This window comes from Rhizobium sp. AN73, assembly GCF_030757975.1.
Classification (GTDB): domain Bacteria; phylum Pseudomonadota; class Alphaproteobacteria; order Rhizobiales; family Rhizobiaceae; genus Agrobacterium; species Agrobacterium arsenijevicii.
Map to the genome: position 1 here is coordinate 1,061,591 of NZ_JARWME010000001.1, position 15,667 is coordinate 1,077,257.

Annotated in this window: 12 protein-coding genes, 1 tRNA gene and 3 pseudogenes; 10 read left to right on the forward strand and 6 right to left on the reverse strand. The window is 59.1% G+C overall.

Annotated features, from left to right (window positions below):
- Nucleotides 1-20: 20 nt before the first annotated feature.
- Nucleotides 21-906 (reverse strand): annotated as a pseudogene (locus RBH10_RS04655) (N-formylglutamate amidohydrolase).
- A 181-nt stretch (nt 907-1,087) separates the two neighbouring features.
- Here RBH10_RS04655 and cpdR point away from each other — a divergent pair.
- Together cpdR and RBH10_RS04665 are read left to right on the forward strand one after the other, a co-directional pair.
- Nucleotides 1,088-1,451 (forward strand): annotated as a pseudogene (gene cpdR, locus RBH10_RS04660) (cell cycle two-component system response regulator CpdR).
- Nucleotides 1,452-1,532: 81 nt separating this feature from the next.
- Nucleotides 1,533-1,607, forward strand: a tRNA-Val gene (locus tag RBH10_RS04665).
- Nucleotides 1,608-1,801: 194 nt separating this feature from the next.
- On the opposite strand, the gene RBH10_RS04670 is transcribed toward RBH10_RS04665, so the two are convergent.
- Nucleotides 1,802-2,284: a tudor domain-containing protein gene (locus RBH10_RS04670; protein ID WP_281038693.1), complete on the reverse strand. Its 483-nt coding sequence runs from the start codon at nt 2,282-2,284 to the stop codon at nt 1,802-1,804.
- Between the two features lie 328 nt (nt 2,285-2,612).
- Between RBH10_RS04670 and RBH10_RS04675 the strand changes: the two genes are divergently transcribed.
- The 8 genes and pseudogenes from RBH10_RS04675 to RBH10_RS04710 all read left to right on the forward strand — a co-directional run bounded on the left by RBH10_RS04675 (nt 2,613) and on the right by RBH10_RS04710 (nt 12,418).
- Nucleotides 2,613-3,626 (forward strand): substrate-binding domain-containing protein, encoded by a 1,014-nt coding sequence (locus RBH10_RS04675; protein ID WP_281038694.1) that lies wholly within the window; start codon nt 2,613-2,615, stop codon nt 3,624-3,626.
- A 70-nt stretch (nt 3,627-3,696) separates the two neighbouring features.
- Nucleotides 3,697-5,217 (forward strand): sugar ABC transporter ATP-binding protein, encoded by a 1,521-nt coding sequence (locus RBH10_RS04680; RefSeq protein WP_281038695.1) that lies wholly within the window; start codon nt 3,697-3,699, stop codon nt 5,215-5,217.
- A gap of 12 nt (nt 5,218-5,229) precedes the next feature.
- Nucleotides 5,230-6,231 (forward strand): ABC transporter permease, encoded by a 1,002-nt coding sequence (locus tag RBH10_RS04685; RefSeq protein ID WP_003511562.1) that lies wholly within the window; start codon nt 5,230-5,232, stop codon nt 6,229-6,231.
- 29 nt (nt 6,232-6,260) lie between these two features.
- Nucleotides 6,261-7,236, forward strand: a pseudogene (locus RBH10_RS04690) (sugar-binding transcriptional regulator).
- Nucleotides 7,233-8,231, forward strand: a complete 999-nt coding sequence (locus RBH10_RS04695) for an aldo/keto reductase (protein ID WP_281038697.1) — start codon at nt 7,233-7,235, stop codon at nt 8,229-8,231. The pseudogene RBH10_RS04690 and the gene RBH10_RS04695 overlap by 4 nt, the downstream one beginning before the upstream one ends.
- Nucleotides 8,232-8,353: 122 nt before the next feature.
- Complete coding sequence (locus tag RBH10_RS04700) at nt 8,354-10,078, forward strand: glycerol-3-phosphate dehydrogenase/oxidase (protein ID WP_281038698.1); 1,725 nt, start codon at nt 8,354-8,356, stop codon at nt 10,076-10,078.
- Between the two features lie 2 nt (nt 10,079-10,080).
- On the forward strand, nt 10,081-10,923 hold the full coding sequence (locus RBH10_RS04705) for a class I fructose-bisphosphate aldolase (protein ID WP_045020065.1): 843 nt from the start codon (nt 10,081-10,083) through the stop codon (nt 10,921-10,923).
- Nucleotides 10,916-12,418 (forward strand): FGGY-family carbohydrate kinase, encoded by a 1,503-nt coding sequence (locus RBH10_RS04710; protein ID WP_281038699.1) that lies wholly within the window; start codon nt 10,916-10,918, stop codon nt 12,416-12,418. The genes RBH10_RS04705 and RBH10_RS04710 overlap by 8 nt, the downstream gene beginning before the upstream one ends.
- An 82-nt stretch (nt 12,419-12,500) precedes the next feature.
- Here the strand turns inward: RBH10_RS04710 and RBH10_RS04715 are convergent, their stop codons facing one another.
- The 4 genes from RBH10_RS04715 to RBH10_RS04730 all read right to left on the reverse strand — a co-directional run bounded on the left by RBH10_RS04715 (nt 12,501) and on the right by RBH10_RS04730 (nt 15,458).
- Nucleotides 12,501-13,292: an amino acid ABC transporter ATP-binding protein gene (locus RBH10_RS04715; protein WP_281038700.1), complete on the reverse strand. Its 792-nt coding sequence runs from the start codon at nt 13,290-13,292 to the stop codon at nt 12,501-12,503.
- Nucleotides 13,289-13,942 carry an amino acid ABC transporter permease gene (locus tag RBH10_RS04720; protein WP_281038701.1) on the reverse strand — a complete coding sequence of 218 codons (654 nt, stop codon included), beginning with the start codon at nt 13,940-13,942 and terminating at the stop codon, nt 13,289-13,291. Before RBH10_RS04720 ends, RBH10_RS04715 begins: the two co-directional genes overlap by 4 nt.
- Nucleotides 13,943-13,952: 10 nt before the next feature.
- A complete protein-coding gene (locus RBH10_RS04725) occupies nt 13,953-14,600 on the reverse strand; it encodes an amino acid ABC transporter permease (protein WP_281038702.1) in 648 nt (215 codons plus the stop codon).
- A gap of 81 nt (nt 14,601-14,681) precedes the next feature.
- Nucleotides 14,682-15,458, reverse strand: a complete 777-nt coding sequence (locus RBH10_RS04730) for an ABC transporter substrate-binding protein (protein WP_281038703.1) — start codon at nt 15,456-15,458, stop codon at nt 14,682-14,684.
- Nucleotides 15,459-15,667 lie beyond the last annotated feature (209 nt).

Here is a 15,667-nt window from a genome sequence, read left to right on the forward strand (position 1 = left end):
ATATCCGGGAATTCGAAGCGTTATTCGGCGGCGAGTGAGGTTTCTATCGCGTATTCCGAAACGAAGGCGCCAAGCTGGCGCATGAAAATCTCTAGCGATGCCTGAATAGCCGGAAAATCGGCTTTTTTCGAAAGCGTTTTTTCGTCGACGTAAAGCGCCCGGTTGACCTCGATCTGGAGCGCGTGGAGGGAGCGGATCGGCCGCCCGTAATGTTCGGTGATGAAGCCGCCGGCATAGGGCTTATTGCAGACCGCGACGAAACCCAGCGCTTCGAGAAAATGCAGGGCGGCGCGGGAGACTTCCTGGGAAGCGCTGGTGCCGTAACGATCGCCGATAATCACATCCGGCCGCAGGTTGGAGCCGGCGACACGGATATTGCCCGGCATCGAATGGCAATCGATCAGCACCGCCATGCCGAAATTGGCATGGGTGCGGGAGAGCAGCCTGCGCAGGCAGGCGTGGTAGGGCTTGTAAATCGTCTCGATCCGCGAAAGCGCCTCGTCCACCGGCAGGCGGTGAGCATAGATGTCCATATTCTCGGCGACGATGCGCGGCACGGTGCCCAGACCGCCGGCAACCCGCATGGAGCCGATATTGGCATAGGGCGGCAGGGTGCCCTCGAACATGCGCGGATCAAGCTCGTAGGGCTCACGATTGACGTCGAGGTAGGCGCGGGGAAAATTGGCTTTCAGCAGCGGCGCGCCGATCTCGGGCGCTGCGGCGAACAGCTCATCGACAAAGTGATCTTCAGAGCGCCGGATCTCATGCAGAATCGAGCCGCGCCGACTCTAGAAAGGAGATGGGATAACAGCGGCCGCTATGGGGTGAATTATAGACGAATGGCAGGGTTTGAACGGCAGGCTCCGTTACTTCGAACAGCTCATATTCACCCGTTATCCAGTCCATTCAGGGCCATTTACCATGTCGCAAACTATCAGGATGTTCATGTTGCCAGTTACGGTGCGGCAAGTCCATACTATCGCCCATGCAGCGCTATACCGATTCTCGTCTTCACATGATATTTACCGTGAAAATCCTATAATCGGGCTAGGGTATCTCAAACATTGAGCAGTTACGGTCACTTATGATGAATCAGAAAATTCTTCTCGCTGAAGACGATAACGATATGCGCCGCTTTCTCGTCAAGGCGCTGGAAAAAGCCGGTTACAAGGTTTCTTCCTTCGATAATGGCGCAAGCGCTTACGACCGGCTTCGCGAGGAACCTTTCTCGCTGTTGCTGACCGATATCGTCATGCCCGAAATGGATGGCATCGAACTGGCCCGGCGCGCTACCGAACTCGACCCGGACCTGAAGGTGATGTTCATCACCGGCTTTGCGGCCGTCGCACTGAACGCCGATCTCGAAGGCTCCGAAGGATGCGAAAGTCCTTTCCAAGCCGTTCCATCTGCGCGATCTGGTGGATGAGGTCAACAAACTCCTTGTGGCGTAAGGGGTCTCAAAAAACCTTCACAAAACCGAAAAAAAGCAGTTGACGCATGAACCGGTTTTGTGGTCTATCCGCCGCAACGGAGGGCGTGTAGCTCAGCGGGAGAGCACTACGTTGACATCGTAGGGGTCACAGGTTCAATCCCTGTCACGCCCACCATCCGAATTCTTAAGTATCAAGGCCTTGCGATAAATCGCAGGGCCTTTTTACATTGCGGCCTCAGGTTCGCTGAACCTTCTGATGAGATCGCTTTTCAGTGCGCATGGCCGCTCTTTGCACTTTCTGCAAAGAAATCCCCACTTGCCGGCGCAAGCGGGGATACGGGTGGTGTTGGAACAGTGTTTGCTAGAAACTCACCGCGTTCTGCAGCGTCCGGTCTTGGTCGTTTCCTTGTCGCCATCGTCATAGGCAATGCCAATCTTCTCACCTGCAAGAGAGGAGATTTTGCCAGCGTACCACTGTCCACCGCCCTTGTAGTTGCACTCGACCCGCGTACCGATCATCCAGTCGTAAGGGCGCACCTTGTTCATTGCGACCGTTTCGCGATCGCCATCGTCATAACGAATGGTGACCTGCCCACCGGAAACGCCATCAATAACACCCGGGAACCAGTATCCGGCCCCCTTATAGTTGCCCAGCACCCAGTCGCCTTTGGTCTGCGCTGAAACAGAAGATGCAAAAGATGAAGCTGCACCAAGAATAATTGCGGTAATCAAAATTTTCTTCACGGTATTACCCCCCAGGGCCAAGCCCATAATCGCTCGCTCAAAATGGCGGAAGCGGCTCAACAATGATTGAGCAAATTCTTGATAAGCGAATTGACCTGAATATGGCATTAATACTCCCGGTTGATTCTACGATGTGTAGGCCTAAATCTTTTTTCCGTTTTGGATCAACGTTTGCGCTGAAATCTCAGCTTTCGTCCTATACTCACAAGCGGCGTCTTCAGGTTGTGGGAATTGGCAAGCGACATGCTATCGGGACTATGATGGGAAAGACGCTCTCCTGGGTTACTCCGTATGACTTGCAATAAATTTCACTCAGAAAAATAAAATTCAAACCGCATTGACGCGTGTTCGGTTTGCCGATATCTCAAGTGACATGCAATAAATTACACCACTTAAAATTTATTGCGGACTAAGTCATTGTCCTTGGGAGGGGAATATGTTGGCTTTTCTGAAATCGACCGTTGCCGCGGGTGTTTTAGCCGTGGCGATTTCCGCTGGCGCCGGCTCTCAGGCCGCTGCTGCGGGTAAATTCGCCTGCGAACCGGGCGAGACCTATGTGATGAACGTCATGGTCTCCAGCCACCCCTATTGGGTGCCGGTCTTCGAGGGCTTCAAGCAGGCAGCAAAGGCGCTCGGCTGTGAGGCTGTTTTCACCGGCACGCCCGAATATGACATCACCAAGCAGATCGCTTCCTTCGAGCAGGAACTGGTGAAGAAGCCGAAAGGTATCTTGCTGCATCCGATGCAGGCCGATCCCTTTATCGAGCCGATCAACAAGGCGATCGACTCCGGCGTTTCGGTGACGACTTTTGCGGCGGATTCGCCGAAGTCGAAACGCACCGCCTACATCACCTCGGACAATGTTGCTGAGGCGAAATTCGCGGCTGACGAGATCGTCAAGAAGCTGGGCGCGAAAGGCGAATATGCCGTCCTCGAAAATCCAGGCCAGAGCAACCACGATCTGCGTGTCACCGCGCTCATCGACTATATGGGGCGCACCTATCCGGATATGAAGCTGGTCGGCCGTCAGGCGACCAACCAGGATGCGAACGTCGCCTATCAGGCGGTCGGTGCCATGTTGCAGGCCAACCCCAATCTTGGTGCGCTATGGATTCCCGAGGCCGGTTCGGCCGAAGGCGCAACGACTGCCGTTCTCGAGGCCAAGAAGAAGGTCCTGATCCTGCATGCGGATATTACCCCGGCGACGCTGGAGCACATCAAGCAGGGCAATATCTACATGTCCGTCAATCCCAATCAGGGTGTTCAGGGTTTCATGGGTTTCATGAACACCTTTCTGGGTGCCCACTCGGACCTGATCGACCCGTTCAACGACTATAAGGTGTCCGGCTTCAACCCGATGCAGGTTCCTTCGATGGACAATGGTTTCGCCGTGATCACCAAGGCGAACGCCGCTTCCTTTGATCTCAATGACTATATGAAGGGGCGCTAAGGCGCCGCCCTGAAACCGGCGAGGTTTATGCCTCGCCGGTCAAAGGGGAGCCACGTTCGGGAGGGGCGTTATGGGCGAGGTCATCCTCAACATGACGAATATTCACAAGGCGTTCGGCCCCGTGCGGGCATTGCGCAATGCCGCCTTTGAGCTGCGACGCGGGGAAATCCATGCGCTCGCAGGCGAAAATGGCGCCGGCAAATCGACGCTGATGCATATCATCGATGGCATTCTGCAGCCGGACGGCGGTGAAATCCTGCTGGACGGCAAACCGGTCAAGATATCCTCGCCCAATGCGGCGAACCGGCTCGGCATCGGTTTCGTCCATCAGGAGATCGCGCTTTGCCCGGAGATTTCGGTTGCCGAAAACATGTTCATGTCGGAGACCGGTCAAAGCCGTTCCTGGTTCATGAACTATAGCGACCTCGGCAAGCGGGCCGCGACCATCCTGCGGGAAATTGGCGACATCGATCCCGCCAGCCGTGCCGGCGATCTGTCGATTTCGCAACAGCAGATCGTCGAGATAGCCAAGGCGCTGACGCTGGATTGCCGTATCCTGATCCTCGATGAACCGACGGCTGCTTTGACGGAGACGGAGGCCCAGACCCTTTTCAGGATCATGCACCGGCTGGCGGAACGCGGGATTGCGATCATCTATATCTCGCACCGGATGGCGGAAATTTTTGAACATTGTGACCGCATCACGGTGATGCGCGATGGCTGCCACATCAGGACCGAGAATATCGCGGAGATTTCTCCGGAGGAAGTCGTCAACAGCATGGTGGGGCGCGTGCTCGACAAGCTCTACCCGCCGAAACTTGCGGAAGAAGAGAAATCGAATGACGTCATTCTCTCTGTTCGGGGATTGAACGAGGGAAAGCGCGTCTTCGATGTCGATTTCGATCTGCGACGCGGCGAAATTCTGGGGCTTGCCGGCCTGATCGGCGCGGGGCGAAGCGAGATCGTGCGGGCGGTCTGCCGGCTGGAGGGAAAACCGAAAGGCGAGGTTACGTTGCGTGGCCGGCCATTGAGGCTGAAAGATTATCGCGACAGTATCCGCGAGGGGCTCGTCTATCTGTCGGAGGACCGCAAGGGCGACGGGCTGTTTCTCAACATGTCCATCGCCGCGAATGTCTCCGCGCTCGATGTCGGCAGAATATCGAACGGCATGGGTTTCATCGAACGGCGCAAGGAAATGAAGCGTGCTGACGAGTTGGGACGTCGGCTGAAATTGCGGGCGAACAGCGTCGGTGACGCGGTCTCGACCTTAAGTGGCGGCAACCAGCAGAAGGTAGCGCTGGCGAAGATGCTGTCGGTGGAGCCGCAGGTCGTCTTTCTCGACGAGCCGACACGCGGGGTGGATGTGGGGGCCAAGGCCGAAATCCACCGCCAGATCCGTGAACTGGCGCGCGAGGGTGTCGGCGTGATCGTCATATCCTCTGAACTGCCGGAACTCATCGGTGTCAGCGACCGTGTGCTGGTCGTGCGCGAGGGGCGCATCACCGGCGAGGTCGCGGGTGAGGACATGACGGAAGAAAAGATCATGCAGCTTGCATCGATCAATATTGTGCAGAGCCCGGCGGGCGCCTGAAGGAGCGGGAAAATGGCAACATCGGAAACACCTTCGGGCATTGCAGAGGTAGCGGTTCGTCGCACCGGCTGGTGGGAACCAGCGCTCAAAGCGCGGGAAACCGGGCTAATCGTCATCATCCTCGCGCTTTTCGCGGTGATGTCCTTCATATCCCCGTATTTCCTGACCGTGGACAATCTGCGGGCCATGGCCATGGTCTTCGCGATCGAAAGTATCGTCGTGGTCGGCATGACGATCCTGTTGATCTCGGGCGGCATCGACCTTTCCGTCGGTTCCGTCACGGCTCTTGCGATGGTGGCTGCCGGCTGGCTGTTCCTTAACGGCGTCGATCCCTGGGTTGCGGCCGGGCTGGCGATCTGCCTGACGACATTGGTCGGCATGGCCATGGGATTTCTGACGACGGTCATCGGCCTGCATCATTTCATCGTGTCGCTCGGCGTCATGGTAATTGCGCGCGGCGTTTGCCTGCTGGCAACGGGTGGCCGCCCGCTCGGCCTCTACTCGCTGCCGCCGGAATTCAAATTCATCGGCCAGGGCGCGCTTGGCGGCATTCCGCTGGTGCTGATCATATTTGCGGTGGTGGTCGTCTGCTTCGATCTGCTGCTGCGGCGCACGACCGCTTTCCGCAAGGTGTTCTATACCGGCAGCAATCCCAAGGCCGCAGCCTATTCCGGCATCCGCGTCGGCCGGGTGGTCTTCGCCACCACCACGCTTTGTTCGATGTTGTGCGGTGTGGCCGGCGTCATCTACATGGCCCGCTTCGGATCAGCCCAGCCGAGCTTCGGCGTCGGTATGGAGCTTAACGTGATTGCGGCGGCGGTCATCGGCGGCGCCAGCCTTTCGGGTGGCTCGGGCACCATTCTCGGTGCAATCCTCGGGGCGATCCTTCTGTCGGTCGTCTCCAGTTCGCTTGCCTTGCTCAACGTGTCTGTCTACTGGCAGGACATCATCAGGGGCAGCATATTGCTGACTGCGGTTCTGTTCGACCACTATCTGGTCAAGCGTCGCCGCTGAGCGCCCGTGGTAATTGGAGAGATACGATCATGCTGGATACCAAGGACGACTTCGATCAACAGAGGCAGATGTACTCCGTCCTGGTGCTGCATTTCATCGAGGGTGTGAAGCAGTCGGAGATCGCCGAGCGGCTCAATCTTTCCCACACCAAGGTAAACCGGATGATTGCGGCGGGTCGCAAGGCGGGCATGGTGAAGATTACCATCGCCAGCCCCTATCAAAGGCTGGTCGACCTTGAAAATGAGATCACCCGCCGTTTCGGCCTCAGGCAGTCTGTGGTCACACCGACGGTATCCGATAATCCGGAAACTGCCTTGCAAATGGTGGGTCGGGTGGCCGCCAACCACTTGCTGGAGACGATCCGTGACGGCGACGTGATTGCGATTACGGGCGGCAAGGCGGTAAGTGCGGTTGTCGACAATCTGGAGGCGGAGCGTCGCTTCGATGTGCGGGTGGTGCCGCTGACCGGCGGTGTGCAGGGCAAGCACTATACGGATGTCAATCATCTCGCCACCCAGCTTGCGGAAAAGCTTGGCGGCAGCGCTTCACTCATTCATGCGCCGCTGTTTGCCGAGGATGAGGAACAGCGCGATCTCCTGATGAATGTCGCATCGATCTCGCGAAGTGTTCGACTTGGCGCGGCAGGCGCAGGTGGCTCTGGTCGGCATCGGCTCGGTGGAGGCGCCCGGTTCCGGTTATTACGATCTGCTGCCGGATGCCGCCCGTGGTGGGCAGGCGCTGGTGGATGCGGGCATTGCCGGCGAATTTCTCGCCCATCTCACCACGGCGGATGGGCAGCTGGCGCGGATCGATCTCAACTCGCGCGTGGTGGCGCTGGACCCGGGGCAGCTTGCCCGGTGCCCGAACATCATCGGCGTTGCGGCAGGCGCCATCAAGGCCGGACCGGTGGCGGCCACGCTTGCCGGCCGCTATCTGACCTCGCTCGTCGTGGACGAGGCGATCGCCGGCTATTTACTGAATCAGGAAGAAGGGGAAACTTCGTGACGGACAATTCAATATTGACCCGGACGATTGGTGAAAGCGGTATCAGCGCATCAGCCGTAGGGCTGGGCACCTGGGCCATCGGCGGCTGGATGTGGGGCGGCACCGACGAGCGGCAATCCATCGCCGCCATCCAGGCCTCCATCGACGCCGGCATTTCCCTGATCGATACCGCGCCGGCCTATGGCATGGGGCTTGCGGAAACCATCGTCGGCAAGGCGATTGCCGGCAGGCGCGACAAGGTGGTGCTGGTCACCAAATGCGGACTCGTCTGGCATGTGAACGAGGGCGCCTATTTCTTCCATCAGGATGGCAAGCCGGTTCACCGTTATCTCGGTGCCGCTTCGATCCGATACGAGGTCGAAGAGAGCCTGAAGCGGCTCGGAACCGATTATATCGACCACTACGTCACCCATTGGCAGGATGCGACGACGCCGATTGCCGAGACGGTGGAGGCGCTTGTGCGCCTGAAGGACGAAGGCAAGATCCGCTCGATTGGCGCGAGCAACGTCTCGCCGGACGATCTTGCGGCCTATATCGCCACCGGCGCGCTGGATGCCATTCAGGAAGAATATTCCATGGTGAAGCGCGATATCGAGACGACGCTCCTGCCGCTTTGCCGCAAGAATGCCGTTTCGGTTCTCAGCTATTCGTCGCTCGCGCTCGGTCTGCTCTCGGGCAAGGTCGGGCCTGAACGGGTCTTTGCCGAAGACGACCAGCGCAACAACAATCCGCGTTTCAGCCAGGCAAACCGCGAGAAGATCGCGCGGCTGATGCACGCGCTGGAGCCGGTGGCCGTCGCGCATGGGGCGTCGATTGCGCAGGTGGTGATCGCCTGGACGATCGCCCAGCCCGGCATAACATTCTCGCTGTGCGGCGCGCGCGATCCGGCTCAGGCGGTTGAAAACGCCGCTGCGGCACGTCTACGCCTCACGGATAGTGAACTTGCTCTCATCAGTGCTGGCGTTGCCGAGCATCTCGTGGGGCTCGATGCCTGAAACATGTAGCTGAGGCGGGGTTTCCGGCGAATACGGCATAATTTTCGCCACCCTTCTCTCTCGTCGCTTTAAACGTTCAACAACATTGGGACGCTGGTCATTAGCCGGCGAACGGTATTTCTATGCCCAGTTTTCGCGAGGACGCTCTGCGCCGCATCCGGCAAGACGGTGATTTCGATGCCGTCGTCATCGGCGGCGGCATCAATGGCATCGCTGCCTATCGCGACCTCGCCTTGCAGGGGCTGAGGGTGCTTCTGGTCGAGCGCAACGATTTTTCCTCCGGTTGCAGTGCCGCCCCTTCGCGCATGATCCATGGTGGCCTGCGGTATCTCGAAAATGGCGAATTCGGCCTTGTGGCGGAATCGCTTCGGGAGCGCGATGCGCTTCTAACGCTGGCACCACATATGGTTCATCCGCTGCCGACGACCATTCCCATCTTCTCGACATTCAGCGGCCTGTTCAATGCGGCGGCCACCTTCGTCGGGTCCGGCGGAAAACCCGCCAGCCGGGGGGCACTGGCCATCAAGGCGGGCCTCATGCTCTATGATTTTGTCACCCGTAAAAATCGCATTCTACCCCGCCACACGTTTCGCAATGCGCGCAAGACTTTGCAGCGCTGGCCGGGCCTGACACCTGACATCAGATATTCGGCCACCTATTACGATGCGTGGATAAGCCAACCCGAAAGGCTTGCGCTGGAGCTTCTGATCGACAGCCGGGCCGATGCGCCGCAATGCGTTGCACTGAACTATGCCGAGCTTGTCCGCCGTGGCGGCGAATACAGTCTCAAGGTGGAGGGCATGGCGGAAACCTTCCCCATCCGTCCACGGATCATCGTCAACGCGACAGGCGCCTGGATCGACGAAACGATCGGCGCGCTGACCGATGCTCCGGCCGCAGAAAAAGTGAAACCCACCGTCTCCGGCACCAAGGGATCGCATCTGATCCTCGCCAACGAGGCGCTTCTCAAGGCCCTGAACGGCCATATGATTTTTTTCGAGAATGCCGACAACCGCGTCTGTATCCTTTTTCCCTATCTCGGCCGGGTTCTCGCGGGTTCGACAGATATCAAGGTGGATCGTCCCGAGCGGGTGCGATGCGAACCGGAGGAACGCGATTATATTCTCGAGGCAATCCGTCAGGTCTTTCCGCAGATTGCCATAGACCAGTCAGACATCGTCTTCAGTTTCAGCGGCATACGCCCGCTGCCGCGCAGCGATGCCGCCTTTACCGGAAGAATATCCCGCAGCCATTTCATCCATCGCGTTGAGGGCGATCCGCCGCAGCTCTGCATGATCGGCGGCAAGTGGACGACGTTCAGAGCTTTCGGCGAGCAGGTGACCGACGAGGTTCTGGCTTTTCTCGGGCGCAAGCGGCTGACTGGCACCATGAACCGCCCGATCGGCGGCGGCAGGAACTTCCCCACCGGTGCCGGACGCCTGCCGGACCTACTGTCGGAGGAGTTTTCGATCGACAGGCACCGAGCCGAGCATCTGGCAACGGCCTACGGCTCACGCGCCTTCGAATTGATGGGCTTTTGCCGTGGTCGCCCGGACGACACGCCGCTTTGTGAAAACCTGCCGATTACGGCTGCGGAGGTGGTCTGGCTGATCCGCACCGAACATGTCCGGCATCTGACAGATATCATCCTGCGGCGCACGACGCTCGCCATTACCGGCGTCATCGATGCCGACCTGATCGATGCGATCCTTGGCGTTGCAGCGCGTGAGCTGGGCTGGGCGCCACAGCGGGCGGCAGAGGAACGGCAGCGGCTGATTGATGAACTTGAGACCTTTTACGGGGTCACGACAGCAATGCTTAAACACAGATGCAAGGAGAATGCATGATGATGCGGATTTCGAAAAAGGCGCGTATGAACCGGCTGTTCCGCAATGGCGGATGCCTGGATGTTGCCATCGATCATGGGGTTTGCAACGAACCGAGCTTTCTCATCGGGCTGGAGGACATGGCCCAAACCGTCGACAGGCTGGTGGAAGCGGCACCCGACGCCATCCAGATGACCTATGGGCAGGCGGACCTGTTGCAGCAAAGGCCGGATCGCGACAAGCCGGCGCTCGTCATGCGCATCGATATGGGCAATCCCTATAATTCGACGCGCCACAGGACCATGTGGTCGCAACTCCAGAATTATCACGATCCGATTATCGGGGCGCTGGAAATGGATGCCGCCTGCGTTGTCGTGAACCTGTTCATGCTGCCGGACGAGCCGGAACTGTTCCGTCAATGCGTCGAGAACATCAGCCGCGTGCGCGCCGATTGCCATCGTTTCGGCATGCCGCTGATGATCGAGCCGCTGGTGATGCTGCCGAATGATGTGCGCGGCGGTTATCAGGTGGATGGCGACGCTGAAAAGATCGTCACGCTGGTGCGTCTTGCCTCGGAAATGGGAGCCGATATCATCAAGGCCGATCCCACCAGCAATCCGCAGGATTTTCACAAGGTGATCGAGGCCGCGCGTTGCCCGGTGCTGGTGCGGGGCGGGGGGCGTGAGGACTTGCGCAATGTTCTGGCGAAGTCGGCGGCTTTGAAGGCAGAGGGCGCGAACGGGATGGTGTATGGGCGTAATATCTACCAGCACGACAATCCGAAGGCCGTTGTTGCGGCCTTGATGGCCATCATCCATCAGGGTGCGAGCGGCGAGGAAGCATGGGACATTTATAATCGTGGCTGACAAAAATCATATTTTGGGTCTGGATGTCGGCAACACGGTGATCAAGGCCGTGCTGTTCGACACGGCCGGCCGGCAGGTCGCGCAACACGCCATCGACGGGCATTCCACATTTCCGCAGCCCGGCTATGTCGAGCGCGATCTAGAGGAATTATGGCGCAACGGATGCGAAGCGATCCGCCAGCTTCTGGTGAAATCGTCTGTCGATCCCGCGAGCATCCTCGCGGTCGGCTGCGCCGGCCATGGTAACGGTCTCTACCTGCTGGACAAGGATCAGCAGCCCCTGATCGGCATCCAGTCGCTTGACAGTCGCGCCGCCGATGTGGCGGCCGAGCTTGACTGGAAAAGCGGGGCGCAATTGCAGGAACGTTGCCTGCAGCGGCCATGGCCCGCTCAGACGCCTAGCCTGCTGGCCTGGGTAAAACGGCATGCACCGGATATGTACGCCCAGATTGGCTCGGTGCTGTTCTGCAAGGATTTCGTCAATTTTCGTCTGACGGGTTGCCTTGCGAATGATATTTCCGATCTCAGCGGCGCGGGGCTGTTTGCCTTCCCCGAAGCGAAGCTCGACCGGGAACTCCTGGCGCTCTATGGGCTTGACGATGCCGTTGCCTTTTTTCCGCGCCTCGTGGAATCGGCGGATATCGTCGGCCATCTGACAGCTGAGGCTTCGGGTCTGACGGGGCTTTCCGAAGGCACGCCCGTTATCGGCGGTTTCTTCGATGTCGTCTCCAGTGCCATGGGCTCGGGCGTCATCAATGCCGGGGAAGCGTCCATCATCGCCGGCACCTGGAGCATCAATCAGGTGTTTGCGGATAAACCGGTCATCAGTCCCGATGTCTTCATGGTCACCACCTTCGGCCGCGACCGCTATGTCAATATCGAATCCAGCGCCACGTCCGCCGCCAATCTCGAATGGTACGTGCATCGTGTTCGCGCCGACCATGGCGACCATGCCTTCGAGCGGTGCAACGAATTGGTCGGCTCCGTCACGCAACGCGCCGACGACCCGTTCTTCCACCCCTTCATCTTCGGCTCGCGGCTGGGTGCGGAATTCCGTGGTGGTTTTTACGGTCTGGCGGGTTGGCATGGCGAAGGCCATATGCTGCGGGCACTGTTCGAGGGTGTCTGTTTCGAACATCGTCGCCATATTGGCGTCCTGCGGGAAGCGGGACTGCCGGTCGACAGTGCCGTGATGTCCGGCGGCGGCTCCCGCAGCCAGCATTGGCCGCAGATCATGGCCGATGTTCTGGAAATTCCCCTGCGTGTCGCGGAAGCCCGTGAGACCGGCGCGCTCGGCGCGGCAATCGGTGCGGCCGTCGCGATCGGTCTCTATCCTGACTACGAGGAGGCGGTCGCGGCGATGACGCGTGTGGCGAGCGCCTACACGCCGGATGCGGGGCAAGTCCCGCATTATCGGCGGCGCTACGGCCTTTACACACGGCTCACCGAACAGTTGCGCGGTTTTTGGAACGCCCTGCGTTTACAGGGGCAATGAGCGGTTTCCGCCTGGCGGGGGGCCGAAGCAATACGGCAGGATAAAACCACAAGCGCAGATATCCCTGCGCTTGTGTTGCGATTTATGCGCCCGGTCCGGGAATGTTCAGATAGGTCTTGAGGAAGCTGCGTGTTCGCTCCTGTTGCGGCCGGACGAAAATTTCGGAAGGCGGACCTTCTTCCACCACCAGCCCTTTGTCCATGAATAAGACTCGGTCGGCGACCTCCGCGGCGAAACGCATTTCATGGGTGACGATCAGCATGGTCATGTGCTCGCGGGCCAATTGTTTCATCACCTGGTTGACCTCCTCGACCAGTTCGGGATCGAGAGCCGAGGTGGCCTCATCAAACAGCATGACCTTGGGCCGCATGGCGAGCGCGCGGGCAATCGCAACCCGCTGCTTCTGACCGCCGGAGAGCATGGAAGGATAGGCGGCGGCCTTGGTATCCAGCCCCACCTTGGCCAGCAACGACATGGCAAGTTCCGTTGCAGCGCTCTTTGTCATTTTCTTGAGGGTGATGGGGCCGAGCGTGATATTTTCCAGCACGGTGAGATGCGGGAACAGGTTGAAGTGCTGGAAAACCATGCCCATTTCCTGGCGCACGGCGTTGATGTGGCGCTCGAAAGCCCGGCCTTTGAGGGGCTGGTTCACCTGTATGCCTTCGAGATAAATCTCTCCGGCATTGACCGTTTCCAGATGGTTGATGGAGCGCAGGAGCGTGCTCTTGCCGGAGCCACTCGGCCCGATGATCGCGACGATCTGTCCCTTTGCGACGGAGAGATTGATATTCTTCAGAACTTCGAGAGGGCCATAGGACTTGGCCACATTGCGCACGTCCACAGTGGGCTGGAATGCGGGCTGGGAAACGGTCATCGGATAAACTCCATCTTTTTGTCGGTCCTGCGCAATGCGAATTCCAGCGTCACGTTGATCGCGTAATAGATCGCGGCGGCGACGAGATAGAATTCGAAGGGACGATAGGTTTCGCTGATCGCCTGCTGGGAGGAGAGAACCAGTTCCGAAACGCCGAGAACCGAAACGACAGCGGTGTCCTTCAGCATGGCGATCATGTTGTTGCCGAGCTGCGGCAGAGCGCGGGCAACGGCCTGCGGCACGACGACGTAACGCAGCGTCTGCACTTTGCTGAAACCGATGCTGCGGGCGCCCTCGGTCTGGCCGTTATCGATGCCGATAATGCAGATGCGGATGATATCGGCGTTGTAGACCGCAAAATGCAACCCGAGGCCGATGATGCCGGTCCAGATTGCCGGCATGTTCACGCCGATCTGGGCAAGGCCGTAATAGATGAAATAAAGCTGCAGCAGAAGCGGCGTTCCCATCAGTACCCAGCTGACGAAACGCACGGGATATTGGGCGATGCGCGGAGCATAAAGCGTGGTGAGTGCGAAAAGCACGCCGCCGACGAAGCTGATGGCGGCCGCACTTGTCGCGATGATGACCGTCCACAGCGCGCCATTCAGGATCGCGGCTGCAAAGGGCGGAACAATGGTGAAATCCAGCATGGGCTGCCTCCTATTTCAGCGCAAAACGGGCATCGAGAACGTCGATCAGACGGGCAAGCGCGAAGACGAGCACCATGTAGATCGCCGCCGAGACGGAGAAGATTTCAAAGGGGCGATAGGTTGAGCCGATGAACCGCTGGGCGGTATAGGTCAGTTCCACAACCGAGATGGCGGAAACCAGCGAAGAGCCTTTCAACAGCATGATCGCATTGACGCCGATGGAACGGATCATCAGACGTCCCGCCTGCGGCAATATTACCAGCCTCATCGTTTGAGCGCGGCCGAAACCGATCGAACGGGCGGCTTCCGCCTGTCCCGTGTCGACTGTCAGGATCGCGCCGCGTATCGCCTCGGTGAGGTAGGCTCCGACGTTGATACCGAGACCGATCGCTCCGGCGGCAAAAGGGTCGAGGTCGAGACCGATCTGCGGGCCGCCGTAATACAAAATGAAGAGTTGCAGGAGGCAGGGTGTCCCGCGAAAGACGCTGACATAGGCGCTCCCGACGAAACGCAGAAGTTTCGAGCGGGAAAGACGCGCCGCGGTCGCCAGTGTGGCGAGGACGAGACCGAGAGCCAGAGCCAGCGCGGTGATTTCAATCGTGACGAGCGCGGCTTCCAGAAAGAACGGAAAAACCTGCACAATTAAGGAGAAGCCCATAATGCCTCCTCTCGAACTGAGAAAGGAAAGGGAAGGTTCACGGATGGAACCTTCCTCCCAGGGTTTGCGTCGGGGCAGCTATCAGCGAATGTCGCGTCCTACCCATTTCATCGAAATCTTCTCGTAGGTGCCGTCGGCGCGCATGTCGTCCAGCGCCTTCTGGATGGCATCCTTCAGCTCGGTGCTGTTCTTGCGCAGCGCGATGCCGATGCTGTCACCGTTTCCTGCGTCGGGAATGGCGATTTCGCGCACGCTCTGGCCGCTGCTTTTCGAGGCGACGAGGACGGGAATGGAATCGGCGGCGATGGCGTCGATGCGGCCGGCCTGCAGGTCGAGCAACGCCTCGGAAAGAGCCTTGTAGGTCCGCACCGTCCAGCCACCTTGCTGGCGCGCCCACTTGTCGCTGACCTCGCCGAGCGTGACACCCACCGCCTTGTCCTTCAGGTCGCCGAGCGATCTGGCCGACGATGCTTCGGGCACGAAGACGGCCCTGCCGCTGTGGTAATAGGGGCCGGCGAAGGAAACGGCCTTTTCGCGTTCGGGGGTGATGGTCATGGAACCCACGACCGCCTCGTATTTGCCTGAAATCAGGCCGGCGATAATGCCGTCCCAGGCCGTCGTCACCACGACCGGCTTCACGCCAAGCCGCTTTGCCAGCTCGTTGCCGATATCGACGTCGAAACCGACGACCTCGTTCCTGTCGTTGACGAAGCTGAAAGGCGGGAAGCTGCCGCTCATGGCGAAGCTGAAGGTGCCGCGTTCCCTGATCTTGGCGAGATCGTCGGCGGCGGCGGAAAAGGGCGATACCAGCGCCGCGATGGCCAGCCCGGCGAAAGCGATTTTATTGAGGATCGACATGGGGAAACTCCTTTGTTCTGACGTGCATGCGTTTTGCCGCGGACAACGTGATGCGCTGTCGCGAAGGCGAAAAACGGTGAAAAATGCGTGTTGAGGAAATGCCCGTTGCAGCCCCGGATCGTACCGGGATGACGGTGCAGGGTTCTTTCCGACGGCAGGCGTCAGAACATGAGCAATAAATTCTTTGCTTTAATCATCATGACGGAGGC